Source organism: Staphylococcus sp. HMSC061G12, assembly GCF_001838465.1.
Classification (GTDB): Bacteria; Bacillota; Bacilli; order Staphylococcales; family Staphylococcaceae; genus Staphylococcus; species Staphylococcus simulans.
The window spans coordinates 54,922-79,211 of sequence record NZ_KV837147.1 but is presented as its reverse complement, the minus strand read 5'-3'; the positions used below and the strand labels follow the sequence as shown (position 1 = coordinate 79,211).

The following is a 24,290-nucleotide window of genomic DNA, read 5'->3' as shown; positions in this document are numbered from 1 at the left end:
TTTTATTTTGGACTGTATTTATGTCCCAGCCCCTAAATCTATATCTATTAAAGTTCTAGATAAACATCATTGATTTCTTCCGCAAGTGGTTCATTAATTTGTGCATATTCTTCTAAGAAATCCATTGCTCCATGCTTCTCAATGTATTCATCTTTCTTAACTGTCTCTTCATCATTTTTATCATGATATTTAAGCAAGTAAGCAGCTGCTTGAACTAAACCTTGATGTTCTAAGTCTTTATCATAAAGATAAGCAAGTGGCTTAATTATACGATCTTTAGGACTAATTTTACGTAAAGTACCTCTACCAACTCTTGTTACATCATCTGAAAGATATGGATTTTTGAAACGATTGATTATTTTTTCTACATAAGCTCGTTGTTCATCTTGAGAGAATCCAAATACTTCAGTAATATATTGGCTTGTTTCACTCAATACTTGACGTAGGCCTTCTTCAATATTACGGTCTTCTACAGCTTCTAGTACTGTTTGATAGCCATGATATTGACCGGCATAAGCTAAATAAGCGTGACCAGTATTAACTGTCATTAATTTACGTTCAATATATGGTGTTAAATCGTCAACATATTTAATGTGTTCTAACTCTTTACCATACCAAGCATCTTTTTCAACAACCCATTCAAAGAAAGGTTCAACTAACACATCTAAAATATTATCTTGTGTTTGTTTTGGAACAATACGATCCACTGCTGAATTAGCGAAATGAATTTCATCTGATAGAGGACCTGTAATTGAAAGTACTGCAGATTTTAATGTATCTGTTGCCATAATTGCATTTTCACAGGCAACTACATTTACAGATTTTGTTCTTTCTTGAAGTGCAGGTGCAATGGATTTTGCGATAATCGGTAACAGATTAACACCTACAGCTGTAGTAATAATATCCGCTTCTAATAAGGCATCATGTAATTTTTGTGGATTATCTTTTGAGTTAATTGCATCAACGCCATTAATTGTCGTAGTTGTTTTATCTTCGTCTGCAAGAATAACTTGGTATGCTTGGTCTTGATTTAATGCATCTACAATCTCAGCGTTAACATCTGAGAAAGTGACATCTACATTGTTTTCAGATAAGATTTGGCCGATAAATCCTCGACCAATATTACCTGCACCAAAATGTACTGCTTTCATTATGCATCAGCCTCCTCAAAGACAGCTTTAATTTCTTCAGCACTTTGTGCATTTAAAATACGTTCAACATTTTCTTCTTCGCTGAAAGTAATTGCGATTTTAGATAATAAATCTAAATGCTCGCCATCTTTACCGGCAATACCAACGATGACTTTAGCAGTTTCGTCTCCCCATTGAACACCGTCAGGTACTTGTAGTAATGTAAGTCCTGATTGCAATACTGCATTTTTTGCTTCTTCTGTACCATGAGGAATCGCTAAACCATTACCCATGTAAGTAGAAACAACTTCTTCTCTATCTTTCATCGCTTGAATATAAGAATCAGTTACAGCACCAGCGTCTATTAAAGCTTGTCCAGCTTTTTCAATAGCTTCTTCTTGGTTCTTGAAAGATTGATTTAAAAAGATATTTTCATTACTGAATAGTTCTGACATAAATAATCACTCCGTTAATAAAATTTGTTTTGTTTCTCTAATAAAAGCCTTCTTCATCTCATCTATAATTTCGTTAGGATTTTGCATTAATTCATCAATTCGATGTAAATTACATGTAATTACTTCTGAAATGGCACTAACGATAGGTGAGGATGGGTTATCTTCTGGTAAAAACATGCTGATTAAATAATTGATGGTATGTTCTTGATTTTGTTCAACGATAGTTAATGGTTGTTTTAACCTTGTAATCAATACCATTGGCTTTACAATCAGCGCATGTTTTAGATGTGGTAGTCCTATAGGATAGGGAGCTAATGTAATGCTTCTATCCTCTGCATATGTTTTTAATACTTGTTTAAATTGTGATTTGCTTAGAATACTTTTATGTTTAGCTAATCGTTTCGCTAAATAATCTTGCCAATTTGTGATTGTTGCATCTTCAACATAAATATTTTCAATCACATCCAAATACCTTTGAATGGTCTCAATAATCTGATCCTGATTTAAAGATGAAATCTTGCTTGATGAACTAGAAGTCACTCTGTTTTCGTTTGCTTGTGTGTTCAAGTAGTTAGAAACATATTTGATATCTGCATCCGGTAATAATGGATTGACTTGAATATAATGTTCATTAATATCTAATGCTAAAGTAGAAATAATACCATCATAAGCATTGAGATTTAATTGTTTTAAATCACTTAATGATGCTTGCTTAGTTTGTGTAATTTCTGGAAAAGTTTGTTGTAAGCGTGTGGCTAGCACACGACTGGTACCTATACCAGAACTACATACAACTAACACATGATAATCTGGTAGACTATTAGCTTTTAGTGAACCCCCAAAATGCAAAACAACAAAAGTAATTTCACTATCTGGAAAGTAAAGCTCAGGCCAAATCTTCGATAAACTATTTGAGACACTGTTATAAAGTTTTGGATATTTATTTTTAATCATCTCTGTCAGAGGATTATGTGTTTCAATATTAGCGTTTAAACGGTTCATCGCAGGTATTAAATGTAATTTTAACCCCGCAGCTAAATTCGATTTATTTACAAATGAATATTGAGAACTTTCTTCTACCAGGTGAATCAATTGTTGGATTTTGTAATTGTTATCTAACAGTTCTTCAGATTGATAGTCTTCGTGTTTTCTTTTAGCACCGCGTAAATGTATCGTAATAAAAGTGATTTCTGCTTTGTTGAAAGTTACGTCATAAATGTGTGATAGTTGTTTAGTTAATGAGGAAGCAATGTTATATTCCTCTGTATCTTTGACTGATTGATAAATCGTTTCGTCAATAGAAACATTTTCACCGTGTTTAATGCGGTCAATGCTCAATACAATATGAACAGTCAGCGTTAAATAACTCGCTTCTGTCAATGTATAGGGTAGAGCACTAAGGTAATCCATTAATACACGCTCAACTTGGAAAATATGATCAAGTTCTACCATTGAAAGTTGAGAAGTGTTTAATGATTGATATACAAAGTGATTTTCTATGACCGAATAAACACTGGTGCTATTTAAATTTTCAACCATAAGATGACTCAACATCTCGCGTTTCTTTGCTTCTGAACCATTTAAGCTGACACCAGCACCTCGTCGTCGTTCTAATTCGAGTTGGTATTCTGATGCATCTTGTTCTAATTCATCGAGCAACTTTGTCAACGTAGTCTGAGCAACACCAATTTCATGTGCTAAACTATATTGCTTTATAGGTTCTCTACTTTGTATCAATGCATATAAAATAATGGTTTTTTGTTCAGCAGTTGTCAGGTCTAAAGCAGCAATGTTGCTAAGCTCTGTTTGGAGTTTAACAATTGCTGCTTGTGAACCTTCTAACTGGATACCTTTATTGGGAATTCTATCGATTTGTAAATTTAGTTCAGACAAATCTTGTTCTAAAATTTTAAGTTCACGGTGTATCGTACGTGATGAAACGGCGAGTTGTTGTGCAATATCATAAATAGTCATATATTGGCCGTGCGATTTAATGAGTAACTCTAAGATTGCTTTTTCTCTGTTGCTTAACAACATAGGCCTCACCTGCATTCCTTTTTAAAGAAGTTCTAATCTATTGTTGGTCTTCTTTAAGGTTATTAATCAATTCTTCATATTTAGGCGAGTTCAAGAAATTATCCACCGAAATATGAACAGCATCGGGTGCTTGTTTGATAGCACGGTCTGTCAATTTATTTTGCGTAATTACAAGTTGTGCATCACTTGGTAATTGGTTGATCGCTGTGTTAGTGACCTTGATATGATCAAGACCAGCTTTCTTGAACTTGTTTCTTAACATGCTGGCGCCCATAGCACTAGAACCCATACCTGCATCACATGCGAAAATAACATGATTAATATTGTCATAGTTATGAGCATCAACATCTTCAGTGTTGTATTGTTCAGTCAAGTCTTCTTGGCTGTTTGTTGCTGAAGCAGTTGTAGTTGAACCATTTTGGTCTTCTTTCAAGTTATTAATCAATTCTTCATATTTAGGCGAGTTCAAGAAGTTCTCTACTGAAATATGAATCGCATCAGGTACTTGCTTGATAGCGCGATCTGTTAATTTTTTCTGAGTAATAACAAGCTCTGCATCGCTTGGTAATTGATTAATCGCTGTGTTAGTCACTTCAATGTTTTCAAGTCCAGCTTTCTTGAACTTGTTTTTTAACATGCTGGCACCCATAGCACTAGAACCCATGCCTGCGTCACAAGCAAAAATGACATGTTGAACATTATTGTAATTGTGTGCGTCGACATCTTCAGTGTTGTATTTGTCTAAAAGGGCATCACCATCAACTTGTGAAGTTGAAGCGGCTTGTGTCTGCTCATTAGATTTGCTTTCTGTATTACTACTTAATTTAGATGCAACACTTGATTTTTTACCTTTAGTAGCTTCCATTTTAGCTGTAGCGTCTGCAAGATCTTGTTTAGGGTCTTTCGTAAATTTCAAGATTAAAGCAGAAACCACGAATGAAACAAGTGCTGCTAAAAGTACACCAATAATCATGCTTAAGAATTCACCTTTAGGTGCGTTGATAATATAAACAATGATTGATCCTGGTGAAGCAGGTGTTTTAAATCCAAAGTCTAATAATGAATAAGTTGCTACACCTGTCATACCGCCTAAAATAACTGCTACGAATAAGAAAGGTCTCATCAATACGTATGGGAAGTAAATTTCATGAATCCCACCAAAGAATTGAATGATACCAGCACCATAAGATGTTGCTTTGGCAGTACCTTTACCAAAAATCATGTATGCGAGAAGGACACCAATACCTGGTCCAGGGTTAGATTCAATTGTATATAAAATAGATTGACCTACATGTGAAGCTTGGTCTGCACCAAGTGGTGTGAAGACACCATGGTTGATTGCGTTATTTAAGAACACAATTTTTGCTGGTTCAACAATAATGCTGACTAACGGTAATAAATGTGCATGTACTAATGCTTCTACACCAACAGATAAAAGATGCATAATTAACTTCATAATAGGTGCTAAAATCTTAAAACCGAAAATAGTCATGATGAAACCTAAAATACCAGCAGAGAAATTATTGAATAACATCTCGAATCCTTGTGGTGTTCTAGGTTGGATGAATTCATCTGTTTTCTTCATAAGCCAACCAACAAGCGGCCCCATAATCATTGCGCCGAGTAACATTGGTGTATCAGGCAGTGCAACAATAACCCCCATCGTTGCAGTAGCTGCGATAATACCACCGCGTAAATCATGAATCAGACGTCCACCGCTGAAAGCAATTAGTAATGGAATCAGATAAGTAATCATTGGTCCTGCTAATTCAGCTAAATCTTTGTTAGGTAACCAACCATTATCAATGAAGATCGCTGCAATAAAGCCCCACGCGATAAATGCACCGATATTTGGCATAATCATACTGCTCAGAAATGAGCCGAATGCTTGGACCTTACGTCCAATCCCTTTATTTTCCTGTGAATTTGACATTGTCATCCACCTCTCTTAATAACTTTGATATAGCTCAATTTTAAGACTGACATGGATGCGGTTACAATCTAATCTAAATGGTACTTTGTCACAGAGATAATGACATTTATAAAATAGCCTATATATAATAGTAGAAACATAATTTGAAATAGAAAAAATTGCGGTTAGCAAAAAACTTTAGAGTGTAAGCGGATACAGGTTGTGAAAATAGTTGCATTTATAAAATCACTCATTGTAAAATACTTATATTACGTGTAAAAGGGGGATAGACAGGTTAAACCATAATTATAGCGCCCGTACAATGACAAGCTGGAATTTGCGTAGATTTATATCTTAAAGCAGAAGATGTAATAGCAAACATAGCTTTAAATTGTCGACGAGGAAGACAGTGATCGGATTATCGGCGGATGCTGTCTCGGATAAGGTCAGTCGTAAGTTTACAAGGTAAAACATTGAGGTGACTCGATGCACAAAGTTTGTAAACAGACCCAAGTTTATATTTTTGAACGGTACTCACACAAGGGGATTAGTACGTCTATTTTGTAGAGTTCAAGTGAGAAGGGACTCTATAAAGTAAATTTAGGCGGCATCAATTTATATTCGATACAAAAAAATTTAATATGAAACTGAAAGATTCCCCCGTGAAAAGGGTAACCGTTAGGAATGAAGAATACGGAGGAATTGAATTATGTGTGGAATTGTAGGATATATCGGATATGATAATGCGAAAGAAGTATTGTTAAAAGGCTTAGAGAAATTAGAGTACAGAGGTTATGACTCTGCAGGAATTGCACTTGTGAATGATGAAGGTACGACAGTATTTAAAGAAAAAGGTCGTATTGCAGATTTAAGAAATGTAGCTGACAACAGTGATGTAGATGGAACAGTAGGAATTGGTCATACACGTTGGGCGACACATGGTGTGCCGAACTATGAAAACTCTCATCCGCATCAATCAGCATCTAAACGCTTTACTTTAGTTCACAATGGTGTGATTGAAAACTATGAAGAATTACGTGATCAGTACGTATCAGATGTGAATTTCTTATCTGAAACAGATACTGAAGTTATCGTACAATTAGTAGAACATTTCTCAAATGAAGGCTTATCTACTGAAGAAGCTTTCACTAAAGTTGTTAAATTACTACATGGTTCTTATGCCTTAGCATTATTAGACGAAGAAGACCACGATACAATCTACGTGGCGAAAAATAAATCACCATTATTAATCGGTGTTGGTGAAAAATTCAACGTTGTTGCATCAGATGCTTTAGCAATGTTGCAAGTAACAAATGAATATAAAGAAATTCACGATCATGAAATTGTTATTGTTAAACGCGATTCAGTTGAAATCAAAGATTTAGATGGCAATGTACAAGATCGTGAAACGTACACTGCTGAAATCGATGCGGCTGATGCTGAAAAAGGTGTTTATGATCATTACATGTTAAAAGAAATTCATGAACAACCTGCAGTTATGCGCCGTATTATTCAAGAATATCAAGATGACAACGGCGACTTGAAAATGGACAATGCGATTATCGATGAAGTCGCACAAGCTGACCGTATTTATATTATCGCAGCAGGTACAAGTTATCATGCAGGTTTAGTAGGTAAAGAATTTATCGAAAAATGGGCAGGTGTCCCAACAGAAGTACATGTCGCTTCTGAATTCGTATATAACACACCATTATTATCTAAAAAACCATTATTCATCTATATTTCACAATCAGGTGAAACAGCAGACAGCCGTGCTGTATTAGTTGAAATGAAAAAACGTGGTCATAAAGCATTAACAGTAACAAACGTACCTGGTTCAACACTTTCACGTGAAGCGGACCATACATTATTACTACATGCTGGACCAGAAATCGCTGTAGCTTCTACAAAAGCTTATACAGCACAAATTGCAGTACTTGCTATCTTGTCTCAAATTGTAGCTAAACGTCATGGACAAGAAGAAACTGTAGACTTATTACAAGAACTTGCGAAAGTCGCAAATGCGATGGAAGCAATTGTAGACGATGCTGAATACATGGAACAAATTGCGAAAGATTTCTTAGCAACAACTCGTAATGCCTTCTTTATCGGTCGTACAATTGACTATAATGTCAGCTTAGAAGGTGCATTAAAATTAAAAGAAATTTCATATATTCAAGCAGAAGGATTTGCTGGCGGAGAATTAAAACACGGTACAATTGCTTTAATTGAAGATCAAACACCAGTGATTGCTTTAGCAACACAAGAGAATGTTAATCTATCAATTCGCGGTAACGTAAAAGAAGTTGCTGCACGTGGTGCGCATACTTGCATTATCTCAATGGATGGATTAAACAAAGCAGGGGACACTTATGTCATTCCTCAAGTAAATGAATTGTTAACACCACTTGTATCTGTGGTTCCATTACAATTGATTGCATACTATGCAGCATTACACCGTGATTTAGATGTGGATAAACCACGTAACTTAGCAAAATCAGTCACAGTAGAATAATTGATTATTAACGAAACTGTCATTCTCTTTGTAGAGTGGCAGTTTTTTTATTTGAAGAAAGTTGCGAAAACAGTCTGAAAATGCCATAATCAAGGCGATAACAACAACTTGGAGGAAAAGTAATGGATAATGTAAAAGCGATATTCTTAGATATGGATGGAACGATTTTACAAGAAAATAATAGAGTATCAGATAAAACAACAGAAACAATCAAACAATTACGTCAAAATGGATACAAAGTCTTTATTGCGACAGGACGTTCATTTGATGAAATTGAACATTTAACACCTGAAAACTTTGAAATTGATGGTGTTATCTCATCTAACGGTACAAGAGGAGACGCAGAGGGTGTCACTATTTTTGAACATAGTCTGACATATGAAGCAGTAACTGAAATTGTAGAAAGTGCGAAAGCACAACATATTTATTATGAAGTCTTTCCATTTAGCGGTAAGCGTATGATTTTAAAAGAAGACCGTGAATGGATTGAAGCAACTTGTGCAGGCGATACACCACCGAATAATGTAGGTATCAGTGAATGGAATTCTCGTAAGCATGCTTTAAATGGCAACGTGAACTGGGTAGATACATTACCGCAAATGCAATTTTCTAAAATTTATATGTTCACACCAGATTTAGAGAAAATCACGAAATTCAGAGAACATTTAATTGATGAACAGAAACAACTAGAAATCACAGTTTCCAACTCATCACGTTTTAATGCAGAAACAATGGCAGAAGGTATCGATAAAGGAACAGGTATTAAAGAAATGATTGAACACTTTAATATTCCTCAATCAGATACACTTGTAATTGGTGACAGTGATAACGACCGTTCTATGTTCGCATTCGGTCATTATACAGTCGCAATGAAAAATGCACGTCCTGAAATTCAAGCACTGACAAAAGACGTCACTTCTTATACAAATGATGAAGATGGTGCAGCACGTTATTTAGAATCTAATCTTTTGAATCAATAAATAGAAAAAGCGTATGAAGGAGCTGTTGTAATTCCTTCATACGCTTTCTTATTGCTTATTTTTTAAATTCATCAGAACGTTCATCAATCTCTTTATTCTTTGATTGTAAGTGATCAAAAGTTGTATCTTGATAAACTTCTTTATCACTTTCTTTTGCAGTTTCTTTCGTTTCTGTTTCTTTAACAGGAGCTGTTGTTTCTTCTTGTTCTTTTTGTTCTGCTTTTGCTTGTTGTTTACGTTGTTGACGAGAAGGTGCACGGTGAGGTACAACCCCATCAGTCACTGTACTGAAGAATGCGATAATCGCATTAACGTTTAAGTAATAAACGACAATTCGTACGATGATAATAATGACTAGTAAAACAACTGTTAAAACGCCTGCCACATTTTGTGAAATACTTCTTGTAGAGAATGCGACAAGTTGAGAAACAGGTGTTTCTAGAATAATAACAATTAAATCTAATACTACAAGTCCAAGTAATAGTTTGAACCATGAATGATGACCATTTTTCATAGATTTAAATGCGTGTTTAACATCTTGGAATGCACCGGCCTGACGGTCTTTAAAGTATGCGACTGTATATGCAATCATGATGTATGTGAATGTCCAAATAAAGAATGATAATACAATCGCTAAAATAGTTAGCGCGATCAATTGAACAGCGATGTATACACCGACATGTTCCATAAAGTAACTTTGTCCGCTTCTCAACAACGCTCCGATACCTAAACTGAACAATTGAGTCAGTAAGTAACGAATCAGACTCAGTATCGCGATAAAGAGTAAAGTAAACAATGCCAATTTAACAGCTCTTAAATAGCTGCCTTTTTTAAATGCTTCTAAAGCATCAAGCAAGCTGACTTTTTCTTTATGGATACCTTTATAAATAATATTGATGGCACCTGCAGCCAGGTGATATCCAGCAAAAATAAAGAAAGCTAATGGTATGATAAGACTGATAATCACCGGTAATAAAATTTGCGGTGACATAGATTGATACATCATCGCCATAATAAACATCGAGATGCTTTGTGTTAACGGCTGTAATGTCAATCCAGTCAGTAATAGAAAGACAATAAATGTTAGAATACTAAAAAGAGCTATTTTAACATTTTGCGGTTTTGCGTTTTGTATTGCATGTTTATGAAATTTAAACAATGGCTTAGCACTCCTTTGATATGATATAAACACAATATCAAAAAAATGCTTGGTTTCAAATTAAAAAATCAAGATTATAAGCAAAATGTAATGTTTTGTTTCATTATAAACTTTAATGAGGGTGATAGTATGAAATTTGCAGTATTTACAGATGTCCACGGAAACATGGATGCATTGGCTACAGTCTTAAGAGACATTGATAGAAGAGGGGATATTGATCATATTTACAATTTAGGAGATATTATTGGAATCGGTCATAATACGAATGAAGTTTTAGGTATGGTCACTTCACGCGATGATATTACATCAATTGCAGGCAACCATGACGAAGCAATTATGTCAGTCATCAATCAAACACCATATCCAGAAGATTTAAAAGATAAGTTTTACGAACATCATCATTGGATTGCTGAACATTTAAATCCACAGTATTACGAGTATTTAAAACAATTACCGAGAACGTTTAACTTAGAAGTGGCCGGCCAAAAAGTATTAGGTATTCATTATGAAATTGAAAATATGATGTTAGAACAACCTATAGATAAAGTGCCGTTCAGTCCAATTGTTGAACCGACAGCATCGCATATGGCACATCTATTTAAAGATAAAGAAGCGGATTTGATTCTATTCGGTCATAATCATACGTTGCATCATTTTATTTATGAAGATGTTGCTTACTTTAATCCAGGTTCAGTAGGATTGAATCGTGCACCTTATACAGTATATGGTATTGTGACTATTACACCTGAACAATTCAATATCGAACATGTCAGAGTAGCTTATGATAATACACGTTTCATTGATGGCTTCGAACAAAAAGATGTGCCAGGCCAACAATTGATATTTGATAAATTTATTCAATAGAGAACGCTTATTAACAACAGACCAAAAAACGACGTTTCAGTGATTGCTGAGACGTCGTTTTTTAATATCATATAAATATTCATTTGAATGTTTTAGGGTGTCACGACATGTGAACATAATGTTTCGCGACTATGTTCATTTTGGTCAGACTCTAATTGAATCGTCATATGATGCACATTAAGTTCGTTTAATTGATGTTCAATACGTTTAAGCAATGCCTCGCACTCTTTGATAGATAATGTATCACTTACGACTGCATGACAACTGAATGCATTTAAATCATTAGAAATCGTCCAAATATGACAGTCATGCACATTTTGGATTTCTGTTTCAGCACGTACCGTTTCAACCACTTGATCAATATCGATATCTTTGGGTGTACCTTCCATCAAGATATTAAGTGAATCTTTGATTAAACCGTAACTACTTTTAAGGAGTAATAAAGACACCAACATACTTGCAATAGGATCAGCGATAGTAAAATGGAAAGCCCAAATTAAGAATGCAGCAACAATCGCACCTAATGAACCAAGTAAATCACCTAAGACATGTAAGAATGCGCCGCGCATATTAATATTATGTTCCGTATCTCCGCCACGCAACATAATCCAAGCCACTACAATGTTGACCACTAAACCAATGACACTGATGATAAACATTTCAGTAGAAAGGACTTCAGGAGGTGCTGCAAATCTTCGAATGGCTTCAATCATAATACCGATACTGATAACGAGTAATAAGACACCATTAAATAAAGCAGCTAAGATTTCAAAACGTTTATAACCAAAGGTCATGTTCATGGTCGCATGACGTTCAGCATATTTAAATGCGAATAATGCTAAGCCAAGAGAAAAGGCATCACTAAGCATATGTACACCATCTGATAGCAAGGCTAAACTGTTCGCAAAGAATCCTCCGATTAATTCAACGACCATAAAGGATGCGATAATAATAAAAGAAAAAGCTAAAACACGTTTGTTGTCGGTATGCACATGATGATGGTGGTGATGATGTGCATGTTCATGAGAATGATTCATAATAAAACTTCCTTTCTAATCAACCGGGTGCTCTGCATGATGGATGGCTTGTGAAAGCAGTGTAACTACGTGTTGATCATCAAGCATATAAATTTTAGATTGACCTTGTCGTTGATCTTTAACTAATTCAGCATGACGCAGTACCTTTAATTGATGCGACACATTTGACTGCGAAAGTTTGAGCGTATGGCTGATGTGACCTACACTGCAAGGTCCTTGTTCAAGTAAATGCATAATTCGGATACGGTTGGGTTCACTTAAGGCTTTGAAAATCTCCGTCACTTGTGCGAGTGTACGGCCGCTTAATTCTTGATGTGACATTACTTTCACTCCTCTTATTAATATATGAACATGTATTCATATATAATGTACATCGATTGTATGTATAAGTCAATATCAGAAAACAATGTCTGTTTTGGGTTAACAAATGAAGGGAACAGTCATAGCATATAACTAATAAAAAGAGTTAAAACAGATAAGGAGTGAAGTCATTGAGTATTTTATTCTTAGGTGCCAATGGTGGTGTTGGCCATTATGCAGTAAAACAATTAAAAGAAGCAAACCAAGATGTAACAGCAGCTTATCGTAAAGAAGAACAAGTGAGTAAAGTAAAAGAAGAAGGTTATCAAGCAGAACTTGTAGATGTTGAAAATGATACGATTGATGACCTTACGAAGAAATTCAAAGGCTTTGAACAAGTGGTCTTTTCTGTTGGTTCAGGTGGCAGTACTGGTGCAGATAAAACAATCATTGTTGATTTAGATGGTGCAGTTAAAGCTATTGAAGCAAGTAAACAAGCAGGCGTGAAACACTTTGTGATGGTTTCTACATTTGATTCTCGTCGTGAAGCGTTTGATAGTGTACCAGAACTAAAACCTTATACTATTGCGAAACATTATGCAGATAATCATTTACGTGATTCAGGCTTGCACTATACGATTGTGCATCCTGGTGCTTTATTAGATGATCCAGGTACTGGCAAAGTAACGATTGTTGCTCAGTTAGAAGAAGCAGGCAGTGTGCCACGTGAAGACGTTGCATCTGTCATAGTAAATGTCTTGAGCGACAAAGCATATCAAGGCGGAGAATTCCAAGTCGTTAGTGGCGATGAAGCAATTGATACAGCGTTGACTCAATATTATCAAAACAAATAATCATGATTATAAAATTTGTTTAGGAAGGTCTTTGATGGCCTTCTTTTTTATATGTAATATAGTAAGTTTATGAAGGAATTTGTTATAATTAAGAAGATAAAACTATGGAGGTCAAAAGTCGATGAAAATTTCGAAAACAAAGATATATGAAAAAATTGCCGACATCTTGTTAGAACAAATTAAATCTGGTGAATATGCTGTCGGGGACAAATTGCCTTCCATTCAAGCGTTAGCAAAAGACTACGGTGTCAGTGTGGCATCTGTACGAGAAGCTTTTAATGCGTTACGTACAATCGGGGTCATTGAAATCAAACAAGGCTATGGGACGTTCGTGACTAAAAAAGAACCGGTGTTCTTTGATTTGAATGAATCAAGTTTGACGCGCAAACAAATTGAAGACTTATTAGAGTTACGAGAAGTTGTGGAACTTGCGACAGTACAAAAAGCTGCGACACATCGAACTGATGAAGATTTAGAAGCGTTATCTTCTGCATTGCAATTGATGCAGAAAGCAGTAGGTGATGGAACATCAGGTGAAGCGGCTGATTTAAAGTTTCATTTAGCTATTGCCAGATCGGCACAAAATGATATGTTATTTGATTTATTGAATAATATTTCTGATGTGATTCAAGAAACAATGAAAGAAACGCGCAGAGTGTATTTATTTGATAAAGAGAAAGCATTACGCCGTTTATATGAAGAACATCAAAAGATATATCAAGCGATTGAACAACAAGATTCAGATAAAGCTGTTCAACAAATGAAATCACATTTAGCAGAAGTACGTGATACAATTCTAGAAAATATTCGCCAAAAATAAACATTAGGAACAAGTCTCATGAAATAGAGGCTTGTTTTTATTTTGCTTAAAAACTGTTCGCGAAATCAAAAAAGTTTGAACAAATTGTTAAACATCTGATGACTAGATGTTTAAATAGCGCTATAATGTACGAGTAATCGTTTCTATTCTTAATCTAAACAGTAATTGTTGTGGGGATGATTACTGCTGCTTTCATGATTAAGAATCTAGAAATCATTAAAAATTTAATAGGGCATATACGTTCACGTAACATGCGCGAGCGGGGAAAGGGTGTAAAATATGAAAGTCAGTTTATTCTCAACTTGTTTAGTTGAAGCTTTCCATACACGCATTGGTGTTGCGACAGTGGAATTGCTTGAAAGACTAGGCTGTGAAGTAGATTATCCGACAGCACAAGTATGCTGCGGACAACCAGCTTACAACTCAGGTTATTTTGATGATGCAAGACAATCAGCTAAACAAATGATTAAAGCATTTAAAGATTCAGATTATGTTGTCGCACCATCTGGTTCTTGTATTACTATGTTTAAACATTATCCAAGTTTATTTGAAAAGGATCCTGTAATGCATAAAGAAGCTATCGCATTGGCAGATAAATCTTATGAGCTTACTCAATTTATCGTCAATGTATTAGGTGTAACAGATGTTGGTGCATCATTAGAAGGTAAAGCAACAATTCATCCATCTTGTCATATCACACGTGTATTAGGCGTTGTGAATGAACCGAAAGAACTATTAAGTCATGTGAAAGGATTAGAATTAGTAGAATTACCTCAGTATTATAACTGCTGCGGTTTCGGTGGTACATTCGCTGTAAAAATGGCTGATGTCTCTAGTGAAATGGTTGATGAAAAAGCACATTGCGTTGATGAAACAGGGGCTGATTACTTAATCGGTGCTGATGCCAGCTGCTTAATGAATATCGAAGGACGTTTAAAACGTATTAATAGTAAAGTAAAAGTACTTCATATTGCGGAAGTGTTGAATCATCAACTTGAAGGGGCGGTGCATTAAGATGGGTATGCGTATCGGAGAAAAAACATTCAAAGAAGCCTTCAAAGTTGAGAAACAAAATAAATTCATGCGTGGTGCAGTAAGTTCTGCACAAGATGGCTTAAGAGTTAAAAAATTAAAAGCACAAGAAGAACTTGGCAACTGGGAAGAATGGCGTCAACTTTCTGCAGAAATTCGTCAACATACATTAGAAAACTTAGATTATTATTTGAATCAGTTATCTGAAAATGTTGCGAAACTTGGCGGTCATGTATACTTCGCAGAAACAAAAGAAGAAGCTTCTAACTATATTGCTGAAGTAGTTAAAAAGAAAAATGCTAAAAAAATCGTGAAGTCAAAATCCATGGTTACTGAAGAAATCAATATGAACCATGTCCTACAAGATACAGGGGCTGAAGTTGTTGAAACTGACTTAGGTGAATATTTACTTCAAATTGATGAAGAAGATCCGCCATCTCATATCGTTGCACCTGCATTGCATAAAAACCGCGGTCAAATCCGTCGTGTGTTACATGCGAAAGAAGGCTATGAAGGTACTGATGATCCGACAGAAATGGCACGCTTTGTACGTAAAATTATGCGTGAAAAATTCTTAGCTGCAGAAGTCGGTATTACAGGATGTAACTTTGCGGTTGCTGATAGTGGCAGCTTCTGCTTAGTTACCAATGAAGGTAATGCACGTATGTCTACAACTGTACCTAAAACACAAATCACAGTTATGGGTATGGAACGTATCGTACCATCATTTAAAGAAATGGAAGTTTTAGTCGGTATGTTATCTCGTAGTGCAGTAGGTCAAAAATTACCAAGTTACGTCACTACATTAACAGGTCCTCGTGGTGAAGGTGAAATCGACGGACCAGAAGAATTCCATTTAGTTATCGTAGATAATGGACGTTCAACAATTTTAGGTACACAATTCCAAGAAATCTTACAATGTATCCGTTGTGGTGCATGTATGAACGTATGTCCAGTATACCGTCATTCAGGCGGCCACAGTTATGGTTCTATTTATCCAGGACCAGTCGGTGCAGTTTTATCACCATTACTCGGCGGTTATGAAGAATATGGTCAATTACCATATGCATCATCACTATGTGCCGCATGTTCTGAAGCATGTCCAGTTAAAATTCCGCTTCACGACTTACTCTTAAAACACCGTCAAGTCGAAGCAGAAGAACTTAAAAAATCAGCATTAGGTGAACGTCTGGTTATGAAAGGTTTCGGTATCGGTACAACTAAACCGCATCTTTTCCAATATAGTATTAAAATGGCAGGACCAGCCCTCAAACCGTTTGCGAATAAAGACGGTTGGGTTGAAAAAGGTCCAAAACCATTACACGCTTGGACACAATCCAGAGATTTCCCAACACCTGAAAAAGAACGTTTCAATCACTGGATGAAAGAACATTTGAAACAGAAAGAGGGTAATCACTAATGACTGGTTCAGTTTCTAATAAAGACAAATTCCTAGCAAATATTCAAAACGCCTTAGAACGTAAAACACCAGAGAAAGTCATCAAACCTGAATGGTCAGTTCAACCACAATACAAAACTTTATCTGACTTATCACAAGATGAATTAGTCGACCACTTAGAACAAGAATGTAAAAACATTCATACTGCATTTGTGAAAACAACTACATCACAATTGAATGAAACATTGAAAGAAACAATTGAACAATTTGGCGGCAACCCAGTTGTACGTTTTGATGATCCACGCTTTGATCAATACCACATTGATTTAAGCGCATTTGAAACAACAGTATGGGATGAAGCACGTCCTGAAGAAAGTAAAGCAGCAGCACAAACTGCACAAGTGGGTATTACTTTCAGTGATTATTGTTTAAGTGAAAGCGGCACAATCGTGCTATTCTCAGGCAAAGGACGCGGTCGTGCAGTAAGTTTAATGCCTGAAACTTATATTGCGATTATTCCTAAATCGAATATTGTTCCAAGATTTACTCAAGCAGCAGACGGCTTATTCGATAAAAACCAAGAAGATGCACGTTTCCCATCATGTGTAAACTTTATTACTGGTCCATCTAACTCAGCTGATATCGAAATGAATTTAGTTGTGGGTGTACATGGTCCAGTGAAAGCGGCTTATATTGTTGTAGAAGATATCTAGAAACCATAAATTAATTATATAAAAATGCATAAATCCCCGAACCATACAATTAACAGTATGACTCGGGGATTTCTCTGTATTTAAAAAGACCTAAGCTTTTCCAGGGCTTAGGTCCTTATGCAAATTTTTTATCAGTGTGAGCTGCATCAGCAACCCGTTCGATATTAATCATTTTTATTACCTTATGTAGCATATGTTAAGGTATTATTAACATACTTCTATTATAAAGGGTAACAGACAGCTAGCACAAGCAATAATTAACAGAAAATGTAGATTTAATAGAGAAAATGATAAAAAATATCAAAAGTGTAAAAAAGAATGTGAAAAAAACATACATTGATTGAAATTTTGATGATTAAGTTTTGTAAAAAAATTATGGATACTACCACCCTGAACAAAATATTGTTATAATATGCTAGATAACGCTAACATGAATGAATCCATCAAGAAATCAGAGATAAAGATATCGATACATAGTAAGGTACGGTTTGAAAAAGTAGCGGAGGTGGACAGTTTCAATGCCATTGTTTTTAGACCCGATTTTTAAAGAAAGAATTTGGGGGAGTCACCATTTATCAAAATATGGTTATTCATTACCTGAATCAGATATTGGAGAAATATGGACGATTTCTGCGCACCCACATGGTGACAGTGTCATTTCAAATGGTCCATTTAAAGGTCAAACACTTAGCTATGTTTGGCAAACACATAAAGAATTATTTGGAGATTTTCCAAGTGCTCAATTTCCATTAATGGTTAAAATGATAGATGCACAAGAAGCGTTGTCGGTACAAGTACATCCAGATACTGCTTATGCCTATGAGCATGAAGACGGTGATTTCGGTAAAAAGGAATGCTGGTATATTATTGAAGCGGATGAAGATGCTGAAATTATCTACGGTTTGAATACAGAGTCTAAAGATGACTTTGTAGAAGCTTTAGATCAAGGTGAACACCAGGATTTATTTAAACACATCCCAGTTCAAGCAGGTGACTTTTTCTTCGTACCTAATGGTATTGTCCATGCGATTGGTAAAGGATTAGTCGTGTATGAAGTAACACAAGCTTCTGATGTCACATATCGTATTTATGATTATGAACGTGTAGATGCACAAGGGCAGCCGCGTGATATGCATATCGATAAAGCCAAAGATGTCGTTGAAGTACGTGAAGATAGTCCGAATGTGATACCAGAATCAGAAATTATTGAAAATCATAAACGAACAACATACATTACACATGATGCCTTTACAGTCGTTAAATGGGAAATCACAGGAACATTAAATTATATGAAGCCAAGAGAGTTTTGTTTAGTCACAGTGTTACATGGCGAAGGCCAATTGATTACAGATGGTGATGTTTATGAAATTGCGTCAGGCAGCAGTTTTATACTGACATCTGAGGATTTAGATAATATCTTTGAAGGTGACTTAACAGTTATGATTACGTATGTTTAAAGAAACAGAGGTGTAACAGCATGCGCAAGTTTTTATATATCACTTTAATTTGCGGTATTTTATCAGGTGCAGGTGTCTTTATGAATTTCCCTAAGTATCCAAACTTGATGATTCCAGCTGCGTTTTCAATTTTAGGAATTCTATGTGTATTACTTACTATTCCAGATAAACAAACGAGCAACATGTTGAAGTTAGGCGGATTTTTAATTAATTTCATGCCGTTGATGGCAATTTTACTAATGCCGAGATAATGAGTTTGACTTGTATCAAAGAGAGGCATTTGATATAAATAGCTAGAATGAGATTTGCAATATAGGGTTGAAGCTAACAGCCGCGAAATGCGTATATTGCACTTAAATCAATATATATTTATGAAGAAGGAGCAGTATCAAAATGAGTGTAGAAACAAACTATTTCTGGCTGAACTGCGGTTATAATCGTTGGAATCATAATGAACCTTTAGTAGGCCAGACGACATTGTTTGAATCAGGGGCACAATTCAATCCTACGCAAGGCTTTCGAGCATTTAAAAAAGCAAAACCAGGTGATAAAGTCATCTTTTATCAAGTTCAAACAGATGCTGGTTTGCTTGGAAGCGGTGAAATCATCAGTGTCCAAACAGGTGCACAACACAAAATCCGCGTACAATTTCGTTTAACTGAAGCTTTGAAACCATTAACTGCAGATTACTTAAAACGCAGTGAACAGTTAGAATTTCGTATCAATAACATGAAAGAAACATTGTTCAATCAAATCGCTAAAGAAGAATTTGAATTAATTGAACAACTTGGTAAAGGGACTACACAAGTGCCGAGATACTTCTTCTTAGCTGAAACCAAAGACTTTGAACCGGGTGAAACGTATACATTATTTACACATACGTTCAACGGGATTAAACGTAACGGCTATCATTACTACACGCAACTTGAAATTGGCGATAAACTTGTTTTTTATAACCGTAATGCGAATCATTCTGTGGTAGGTTTAGGTGAAGTAACACAACATATTCGTGAGTTGCCGCCAATTCAAGGACGTACGAATAGTACCGCAATTGAAGTCCGCTATGATGAAGATATCAATCCGGTAAATTTAGCGACGTTAAATAAACATCCAAGATTAAAGAATTTATATTACCTGCAAGAAAATGCCAAACAGGCCATCGCAAGTATGTCTCAAGCACAATTCGATGCGATTCTTGAAATGAGTCGCAATGATAGTGTGAAACCACAATTTGAAGCCATCAAAAAAGATGATGCTGTAGCACAAACAGAAGATGAAATTAAACCATTTATTTTATTAGTGATTCAAGATAAAAATCGTGCAGAAGGCTTAAAAGCTGCAGAGAATCTACTACAAAAAACCAATGCAAAACCTGTTATTACCACAGGACATCCTGACTTCTCTGAAGATATGTTATATGGAAAGTATTTACCAAATGAAGCAGGAGCACTTTATTACAGAGAAGGTTTCATTACAGAATTGATGCCGAGAACAGATCGCAGTTATTTAGTCATTGATAACTTCAATCGTATTGATCCAGATATTTTCCAAACGTATATCAATGTGTTAGAAGGTTATGAAGTGACATTGCCACGTTATAATCGAGATGGTTCTATGATCAGATGGTCACGTGATAAAGATTCTTTCTATCACTTTAATCCAAACTGGCATATCATCGGTGTCACATATGATGATTTAGAAACGATTAAACAAAAATACTCAGAACAATTCTTAAAATATGCACGAATTGTCAAAGTAAATCACGACTAATATAGATATGAGTCTTAGAGGGTTACGTCCCATCTAAGACTTTTTTTAATGAAAAATTAATGGCAATTCTAAACGGGTATATTAAATAATAGATGAAAGACTGAACGAGAAAGGAGTAATAGAATGCCGATTATTTATTATGATGCAAACTGTGTGTATTGCTATAACTATGCGATATGGTTAATTAGACACGGTTTATCTAAAAGTTATGAGTTTGCGACATTAAAAGGTACTGCAGGCCAAGAATTAGAACGCAGACATCCAGGTATATTAAAAATGAATACTGTCGTACTGCAAGAAGGGGAACATCTTTATTTCAAATCTACAGCTATCGCAAAATTGTTGATGTCATTAACAGAAGAAAAATGGATAGGTGTCCTATTAACACTTGTACCGAAACCATTGCGTAACTTCGGTTATGATTTATTTGCGAATAACCGAGATAAGATGTGGCATGCAGAATGGCAAGAACCTACTGATTATGAACGCTCATTCTTTATTGAATTGCCTAAGAATATTTAATTGAGAATGAAAATAAAATGAACTACTTGTTTATAATGGACAAGCATTAAATGTCACATCCTTTTAAATGGCTTAGTAATAAGTGTTATTAATGTGTTAAAAGCTTCCAAGTAGGGTAAAGTAATAGAGAAAGCAGATACAACATCTTAGAACTCTAGTTTATAATAATTTTAAATTAGAGGAGATATAGCTTTACAGATTAGAATGATTATAATATAATAACTATTACAAAGAGAAAAAACGACAACTTAAAGGAGCGATTATTTTTATGGCAAATAAACAAGATGTAGTAAATGTATTAAACGAACAAGTAGCAAACTGGACAGTATTATATACAAAAATTCACAACTTCCATTGGTTTGTGAAAGGTCCTCATTTCTTCTCATTACACGTTAAATTTGAAGAATTATATAACGAAGCAAGTGAACACATTGATGAATTAGCAGAACGTATCTTAGCAATCGGCGGCAGCCCAGTTGCGACATTGAAAAATAGCTTAGATGTAGCAATTGTAGATGAAGCAGAATCAGAAAAAACTGCTGAAGATATGGTTCAATCAATTTCTAAAGACTTCACTAACATTTCTGAACAACTTGCTAAAGCAGTAGAAGTTGCAGGAGATGCAGAAGATGATGTATCTCAAGATATGTTAATCGCATTACAAACTTCAGTTGATAAACACAACTGGATGTTCCAATCATTCCTAGGCAAATAAGCATCAATCAAATAACTTATAATGATAAAACCAAGCCGTGGTCAAGAAGAACCATGGCTTGGTTTTTCTTTTGTGAAAGTATTTTAAAGTTTCATAAAAGGATGTTGAAAAATATATTATGCGTTCTATACTATAGATGTGAAAGTTGATGAGGTGATAACGGGATGAATAAATTAATTGCGGGTACTTTGGCTGCTAGTTTATTATTAACAGCTTGCGGCAGTACATCAGAACAAAACGACAACAAGGAGAACAAGCAATCAGCACAACAAGACACTAAAAAAGCACCACAACCTAAACAACAACATCAAGTGAACAAGAAAAATGGTGTGACAACTGTTGATGGTTTAATGTTAGTGAATAAAAAGGTATCGATTTCAAAACACTATAATCGTGGAGAAAATCAAACAGCGAGACAACATTTAAATGAAATGATGCAAGATGCAAAAAAAGAAGGATTAAATATTGTCTATCGCAGCGGATTTAGATCTTATCAAGAACAAGTCGGACTTTATAATAGTTATGTGGCTCGTGATGGTCAGAAAGCCGCTGATAAATATAGTGCTAGACCTGGCTTTTCTGAACATCAAACAGGCTTAGCTTTCGATGTGGGCACACCACCAGGAAATAAAGATTTCTTAGAAGCATATGGTGAAACACCTGAAGGTAAATGGCTTGCTGAACATGCGCATGAATATGGTTTTATTCTTCGATATCCGAAAGGTAAAGAACATATTACAGGTTATCAATATGAACCTTGGCATTTCAGATATGTCGGCCTTAAACATGCGAAAGACATCCATAATCAACATCAGACATTAGAAGAATATCTAGATTATGGTTATGATAAGAAATAATATTAAATGAAATTATGAAAAAAGGCGAAGCTGAGTTGAGCTTCGCCTTAAAATATATTGAATAGATTATGCGATTTCTAACGCAATTTCCATCATTTGTGTAAATGAGTTTTGACGTTCTTCAGGTGTTGTAGCTTCATCACGTAAGATGTGGTCACTTACTGTGAAGATACCTAATGCTTTTTTACCTGCATAAGTTGCGTTTAAGTATAAACCTGCAGATTCCATTTCAATACCTAAAATACCCATACGTTGCCATTGTTGGTTGAATGTTGAGTCAGCGTTATAGAACGTATCAGAAGAAAGGATATTACCAACATGAGTCGTTGCGCCGACTTTGTCTGCAACATTTTTAGCTTCGACCATTAAATCAAAGTCAGCTAATGGTGCGAAATGACCAGGAATGTTGTATTGATCTACATAGTTAGAGTTTGTAGAAGCACCTTGTGCAATAATAATATCGTAAAGATTTACGTCTTCTTGTAATGCACCACATGAACCGATACGAATAATTGTATCTACATCAAACGTGTTATAAAGCTCATATGAATAGATACCAATACTTGGAATCCCCATACCTGAACCCATTACTGAAACTTCTTTACCTTTATATGTGCCTGTATAACCGAACATATTACGAACTTCGTTAAATTGTACGACATCTTCTAAATAATTATCTGCGATATATTTTGCGCGCAGCGGGTCACCTGGCATTAAAACTGTTTTCGCGATTTTAGCACCATTTGGTTGAATATGCGGTGTACCTTGAGTCATATTTATCTGCTCCTTTAATAAAAAATAAGTTAAGTTAAAGATAACACGCAAGCCTATAATTTGCGAGAATTACTATACACAGTTGGGCTTATTTAATGACAATTCAGGTATGATTTCATTAAAAGAGTGAAATTGAAACAAGTTGAACATCTCTTATATTTTAGCGAGTTAAAATATTTGGTAAAATGATAATTGAATACGTTATATTATATGTGAAAGTAAACAACCAAATTGGAGGATGTATACAAATGAATTATGCGAAGTATATTGATCATACTTTATTAAAACCAGATACTACTTTAGAACAAATTGATAAGTTGATTGAAGAAGCAAAGGAATATCAATTTAAATCTGTATGTATCAACCCGACTTACGTGAAACATGCGGCAGAAGCATTAGCAGATTCTGACGTACTAGTATGTACAGTCATCGGATTCCCATTAGGCGCAAATACAACTGCGACAAAAGCATTTGAAGTAGAAGATGCAGTGAAAAATGGTGCAGATGAATTAGATATGGTTATTAATATCGGTGCATTAAAAGACAAACGCTATGATGAGGTACAGCAAGATATTGAAGCGGTTGTTAAAGCTGCTGATGGTCGTACCGTTAAAGTGATTATTGAAACAGTGTTACTGACAGATGAAGAAAAACGTAAAGCATCTGAATTAAGTAAAGCAGCAGGTGCACACTTTGTGAAAACTTCTACTGGCTTTGCTGGTGGTGGCGCGACAGTTGAAGATGTAAAATTAATGAAAGAAGTCGTTGGCGACGCATTAGAAGTCAAAACTTCAGGCGGCGTTCGTAACTTAGAAGACTTCAAAGCTATGCTAGATGCAGGCGCAACTCGTGTAGGCGCAAGTGCAGGTGTACAAATTATCCAAGGATTAGAATCAGATTCTGATTATTAATAGAAATAGATGAAAGAAAAGATGCGATGCTTAATTGTAAATATGATTAGGTATCGTATCTTTTTTAAGGTGATTTT

General features: G+C 35.3%; 23 protein-coding genes. 15 read left to right on the top strand and 8 right to left on the bottom strand.

Annotated features, from left to right (window positions below; genetic code table 11):
* Positions 1–47 precede the first annotated feature (47 nt).
* Genes HMPREF2937_RS09965 through HMPREF2937_RS09950 form a run of 4 tightly spaced genes read right to left on the bottom strand, consistent with a single transcriptional unit; the run spans position 48 to position 5,555 of the window.
* Complete coding sequence (locus HMPREF2937_RS09965) at positions 48–1,151, bottom strand: mannitol-1-phosphate 5-dehydrogenase (protein WP_070864491.1); 1,104 nt, start codon at positions 1,149–1,151, stop codon at positions 48–50.
* Positions 1,151–1,585, bottom strand: coding sequence for a PTS mannitol transporter subunit IIA (locus HMPREF2937_RS09960; RefSeq protein ID WP_002481836.1), 435 nt, complete (start codon positions 1,583–1,585; stop codon positions 1,151–1,153). Before HMPREF2937_RS09960 ends, HMPREF2937_RS09965 begins: the two co-directional genes overlap by 1 nt.
* A 6-nt stretch (positions 1,586–1,591) precedes the next feature.
* Positions 1,592–3,622 (bottom strand): BglG family transcription antiterminator, encoded by a 2,031-nt coding sequence (locus HMPREF2937_RS09955; RefSeq protein WP_070864490.1) that lies wholly within the window; start codon positions 3,620–3,622, stop codon positions 1,592–1,594.
* 37 nt (positions 3,623–3,659) lie between these two features.
* Positions 3,660–5,555, bottom strand: a complete 1,896-nt coding sequence (locus tag HMPREF2937_RS09950) for a PTS mannitol transporter subunit IIBC (protein ID WP_070864489.1) — start codon at positions 5,553–5,555, stop codon at positions 3,660–3,662.
* Positions 5,556–6,243: 688 nt separating this feature from the next.
* Between HMPREF2937_RS09950 and glmS the strand changes: the two genes are divergently transcribed.
* Together glmS and HMPREF2937_RS09940 are read left to right on the top strand one after the other, a co-directional pair.
* Positions 6,244–8,049 carry a glutamine--fructose-6-phosphate transaminase (isomerizing) gene (glmS, locus tag HMPREF2937_RS09945; protein ID WP_002481833.1) on the top strand — a complete coding sequence of 602 codons (1,806 nt, stop codon included), beginning with the start codon at positions 6,244–6,246 and terminating at the stop codon, positions 8,047–8,049.
* A 122-nt stretch (positions 8,050–8,171) separates the two neighbouring features.
* Positions 8,172–9,029: an HAD family hydrolase gene (locus HMPREF2937_RS09940; protein ID WP_002481832.1), complete on the top strand. Its 858-nt coding sequence runs from the start codon at positions 8,172–8,174 to the stop codon at positions 9,027–9,029.
* Between the two features lie 55 nt (positions 9,030–9,084).
* Here the strand turns inward: HMPREF2937_RS09940 and HMPREF2937_RS09935 are convergent, their stop codons facing one another.
* Positions 9,085–10,188 (bottom strand): hypothetical protein, encoded by a 1,104-nt coding sequence (locus HMPREF2937_RS09935; protein ID WP_070864488.1) that lies wholly within the window; start codon positions 10,186–10,188, stop codon positions 9,085–9,087.
* Between the two features lie 129 nt (positions 10,189–10,317).
* Here HMPREF2937_RS09935 and HMPREF2937_RS09930 point away from each other — a divergent pair, with 129 nt between their 5' ends.
* The gene (locus HMPREF2937_RS09930; RefSeq protein ID WP_070864487.1) at positions 10,318–11,052 is read left to right on the top strand and encodes a metallophosphoesterase family protein; all 735 of its coding nucleotides are present in this window, start codon (positions 10,318–10,320) and stop codon (positions 11,050–11,052) included.
* A 92-nt stretch (positions 11,053–11,144) separates the two neighbouring features.
* On the opposite strand, the gene HMPREF2937_RS09925 is transcribed toward HMPREF2937_RS09930, so the two are convergent.
* Both HMPREF2937_RS09925 and HMPREF2937_RS09920 read right to left on the bottom strand, forming a co-directional pair.
* Complete coding sequence (locus HMPREF2937_RS09925; protein ID WP_070848210.1) at positions 11,145–12,092, bottom strand: cation diffusion facilitator family transporter; 948 nt, start codon at positions 12,090–12,092, stop codon at positions 11,145–11,147.
* Positions 12,093–12,104: 12 nt separating this feature from the next.
* Positions 12,105–12,410, bottom strand: coding sequence for an ArsR/SmtB family transcription factor (locus HMPREF2937_RS09920; RefSeq protein ID WP_070848209.1), 306 nt, complete (start codon positions 12,408–12,410; stop codon positions 12,105–12,107).
* Positions 12,411–12,580: 170 nt separating this feature from the next.
* Between HMPREF2937_RS09920 and HMPREF2937_RS09915 the strand changes: the two genes are divergently transcribed.
* From HMPREF2937_RS09915 to HMPREF2937_RS09865, 11 genes are all read left to right on the top strand, one after another.
* Positions 12,581–13,243, top strand: a complete 663-nt coding sequence (locus HMPREF2937_RS09915) for an SDR family oxidoreductase (RefSeq protein ID WP_070864486.1) — start codon at positions 12,581–12,583, stop codon at positions 13,241–13,243.
* A gap of 121 nt (positions 13,244–13,364) precedes the next feature.
* On the top strand, positions 13,365–14,063 hold the full coding sequence (locus HMPREF2937_RS09910) for a FadR/GntR family transcriptional regulator (RefSeq protein ID WP_070848207.1): 699 nt from the start codon (positions 13,365–13,367) through the stop codon (positions 14,061–14,063).
* A gap of 279 nt (positions 14,064–14,342) precedes the next feature.
* The gene (locus tag HMPREF2937_RS09905) at positions 14,343–15,077 is read left to right on the top strand and encodes a (Fe-S)-binding protein (protein WP_023016321.1); all 735 of its coding nucleotides are present in this window, start codon (positions 14,343–14,345) and stop codon (positions 15,075–15,077) included.
* 1 nt (position 15,078) lies between these two features.
* The gene (locus tag HMPREF2937_RS09900) at positions 15,079–16,515 is read left to right on the top strand and encodes a LutB/LldF family L-lactate oxidation iron-sulfur protein (protein ID WP_023016320.1); all 1,437 of its coding nucleotides are present in this window, start codon (positions 15,079–15,081) and stop codon (positions 16,513–16,515) included.
* A complete protein-coding gene (locus HMPREF2937_RS09895) occupies positions 16,515–17,207 on the top strand; it encodes a LutC/YkgG family protein (RefSeq protein WP_070864485.1) in 693 nt (230 codons plus the stop codon). The genes HMPREF2937_RS09900 and HMPREF2937_RS09895 overlap by 1 nt, the downstream gene beginning before the upstream one ends.
* Before the next feature lie 518 nt (positions 17,208–17,725).
* Positions 17,726–18,664 carry a mannose-6-phosphate isomerase, class I gene (manA, locus tag HMPREF2937_RS09890; RefSeq protein ID WP_057510761.1) on the top strand — a complete coding sequence of 313 codons (939 nt, stop codon included), beginning with the start codon at positions 17,726–17,728 and terminating at the stop codon, positions 18,662–18,664.
* A gap of 20 nt (positions 18,665–18,684) precedes the next feature.
* Complete coding sequence (locus HMPREF2937_RS09885) at positions 18,685–18,915, top strand: hypothetical protein (RefSeq protein ID WP_002481822.1); 231 nt, start codon at positions 18,685–18,687, stop codon at positions 18,913–18,915.
* 142 nt (positions 18,916–19,057) lie between these two features.
* On the top strand, positions 19,058–20,434 hold the full coding sequence (locus HMPREF2937_RS09880; protein ID WP_070864484.1) for an EVE domain-containing protein: 1,377 nt from the start codon (positions 19,058–19,060) through the stop codon (positions 20,432–20,434).
* Positions 20,435–20,557: 123 nt separating this feature from the next.
* Positions 20,558–20,956: a thiol-disulfide oxidoreductase DCC family protein gene (locus tag HMPREF2937_RS09875; protein ID WP_023016315.1), complete on the top strand. Its 399-nt coding sequence runs from the start codon at positions 20,558–20,560 to the stop codon at positions 20,954–20,956.
* A 268-nt stretch (positions 20,957–21,224) separates the two neighbouring features.
* Complete coding sequence (locus tag HMPREF2937_RS09870) at positions 21,225–21,671, top strand: Dps family protein (RefSeq protein ID WP_002481819.1); 447 nt, start codon at positions 21,225–21,227, stop codon at positions 21,669–21,671.
* A 164-nt stretch (positions 21,672–21,835) separates the two neighbouring features.
* On the top strand, positions 21,836–22,528 hold the full coding sequence (locus HMPREF2937_RS09865; protein ID WP_002481818.1) for a D-Ala-D-Ala carboxypeptidase VanY: 693 nt from the start codon (positions 21,836–21,838) through the stop codon (positions 22,526–22,528).
* A 66-nt stretch (positions 22,529–22,594) separates the two neighbouring features.
* Here HMPREF2937_RS09865 and deoD read toward each other — a convergent pair whose 3' ends face one another.
* Positions 22,595–23,302: a purine-nucleoside phosphorylase gene (gene deoD / locus HMPREF2937_RS09860; protein WP_002481817.1), complete on the bottom strand. Its 708-nt coding sequence runs from the start codon at positions 23,300–23,302 to the stop codon at positions 22,595–22,597.
* Positions 23,303–23,550: 248 nt separating this feature from the next.
* Here deoD and deoC point away from each other — a divergent pair, with 248 nt between their 5' ends.
* Complete coding sequence (deoC, locus tag HMPREF2937_RS09855; protein ID WP_070864483.1) at positions 23,551–24,213, top strand: deoxyribose-phosphate aldolase; 663 nt, start codon at positions 23,551–23,553, stop codon at positions 24,211–24,213.
* Positions 24,214–24,290: the final 77 nt, after the last annotated feature.

Bases quoted from the DNA above. Each gene is read 5' to 3' on its own strand.
- HMPREF2937_RS09965 (WP_070864491.1), bottom strand. From the start codon at position 1,151: ATGAAAGCAGTACATTTTGGTGCAGGTAATATTGGTCGAGGATTTATC.
- glmS (WP_002481833.1), top strand. From the start codon at position 6,244: ATGTGTGGAATTGTAGGATATATCGGATATGATAATGCGAAAGAAGTA.
- HMPREF2937_RS09930 (WP_070864487.1), top strand. From the start codon at position 10,318: ATGAAATTTGCAGTATTTACAGATGTCCACGGAAACATGGATGCATTG.
- HMPREF2937_RS09885 (WP_002481822.1), top strand. From the start codon at position 18,685: ATGCGCAAGTTTTTATATATCACTTTAATTTGCGGTATTTTATCAGGT.
- manA (WP_057510761.1), top strand. From the start codon at position 17,726: ATGCCATTGTTTTTAGACCCGATTTTTAAAGAAAGAATTTGGGGGAGT.
- HMPREF2937_RS09880 (WP_070864484.1), top strand. From the start codon at position 19,058: ATGAGTGTAGAAACAAACTATTTCTGGCTGAACTGCGGTTATAATCGT.
- HMPREF2937_RS09875 (WP_023016315.1), top strand. From the start codon at position 20,558: ATGCCGATTATTTATTATGATGCAAACTGTGTGTATTGCTATAACTAT.
- HMPREF2937_RS09950 (WP_070864489.1), bottom strand. From the start codon at position 5,555: ATGTCAAATTCACAGGAAAATAAAGGGATTGGACGTAAGGTCCAAGCA.
- HMPREF2937_RS09955 (WP_070864490.1), bottom strand. From the start codon at position 3,622: ATGTTGTTAAGCAACAGAGAAAAAGCAATCTTAGAGTTACTCATTAAA.
- HMPREF2937_RS09870 (WP_002481819.1), top strand. From the start codon at position 21,225: ATGGCAAATAAACAAGATGTAGTAAATGTATTAAACGAACAAGTAGCA.
- deoD (WP_002481817.1), bottom strand. From the start codon at position 23,302: ATGACTCAAGGTACACCGCATATTCAACCAAATGGTGCTAAAATCGCG.
- deoC (WP_070864483.1), top strand. From the start codon at position 23,551: ATGAATTATGCGAAGTATATTGATCATACTTTATTAAAACCAGATACT.
- HMPREF2937_RS09940 (WP_002481832.1), top strand. From the start codon at position 8,172: ATGGATAATGTAAAAGCGATATTCTTAGATATGGATGGAACGATTTTA.
- HMPREF2937_RS09910 (WP_070848207.1), top strand. From the start codon at position 13,365: ATGAAAATTTCGAAAACAAAGATATATGAAAAAATTGCCGACATCTTG.
- HMPREF2937_RS09900 (WP_023016320.1), top strand. From the start codon at position 15,079: ATGGGTATGCGTATCGGAGAAAAAACATTCAAAGAAGCCTTCAAAGTT.
- HMPREF2937_RS09960 (WP_002481836.1), bottom strand. From the start codon at position 1,585: ATGTCAGAACTATTCAGTAATGAAAATATCTTTTTAAATCAATCTTTC.
- HMPREF2937_RS09865 (WP_002481818.1), top strand. From the start codon at position 21,836: ATGAATAAATTAATTGCGGGTACTTTGGCTGCTAGTTTATTATTAACA.
- HMPREF2937_RS09905 (WP_023016321.1), top strand. From the start codon at position 14,343: ATGAAAGTCAGTTTATTCTCAACTTGTTTAGTTGAAGCTTTCCATACA.
- HMPREF2937_RS09895 (WP_070864485.1), top strand. From the start codon at position 16,515: ATGACTGGTTCAGTTTCTAATAAAGACAAATTCCTAGCAAATATTCAA.
- HMPREF2937_RS09920 (WP_070848209.1), bottom strand. From the start codon at position 12,410: ATGTCACATCAAGAATTAAGCGGCCGTACACTCGCACAAGTGACGGAG.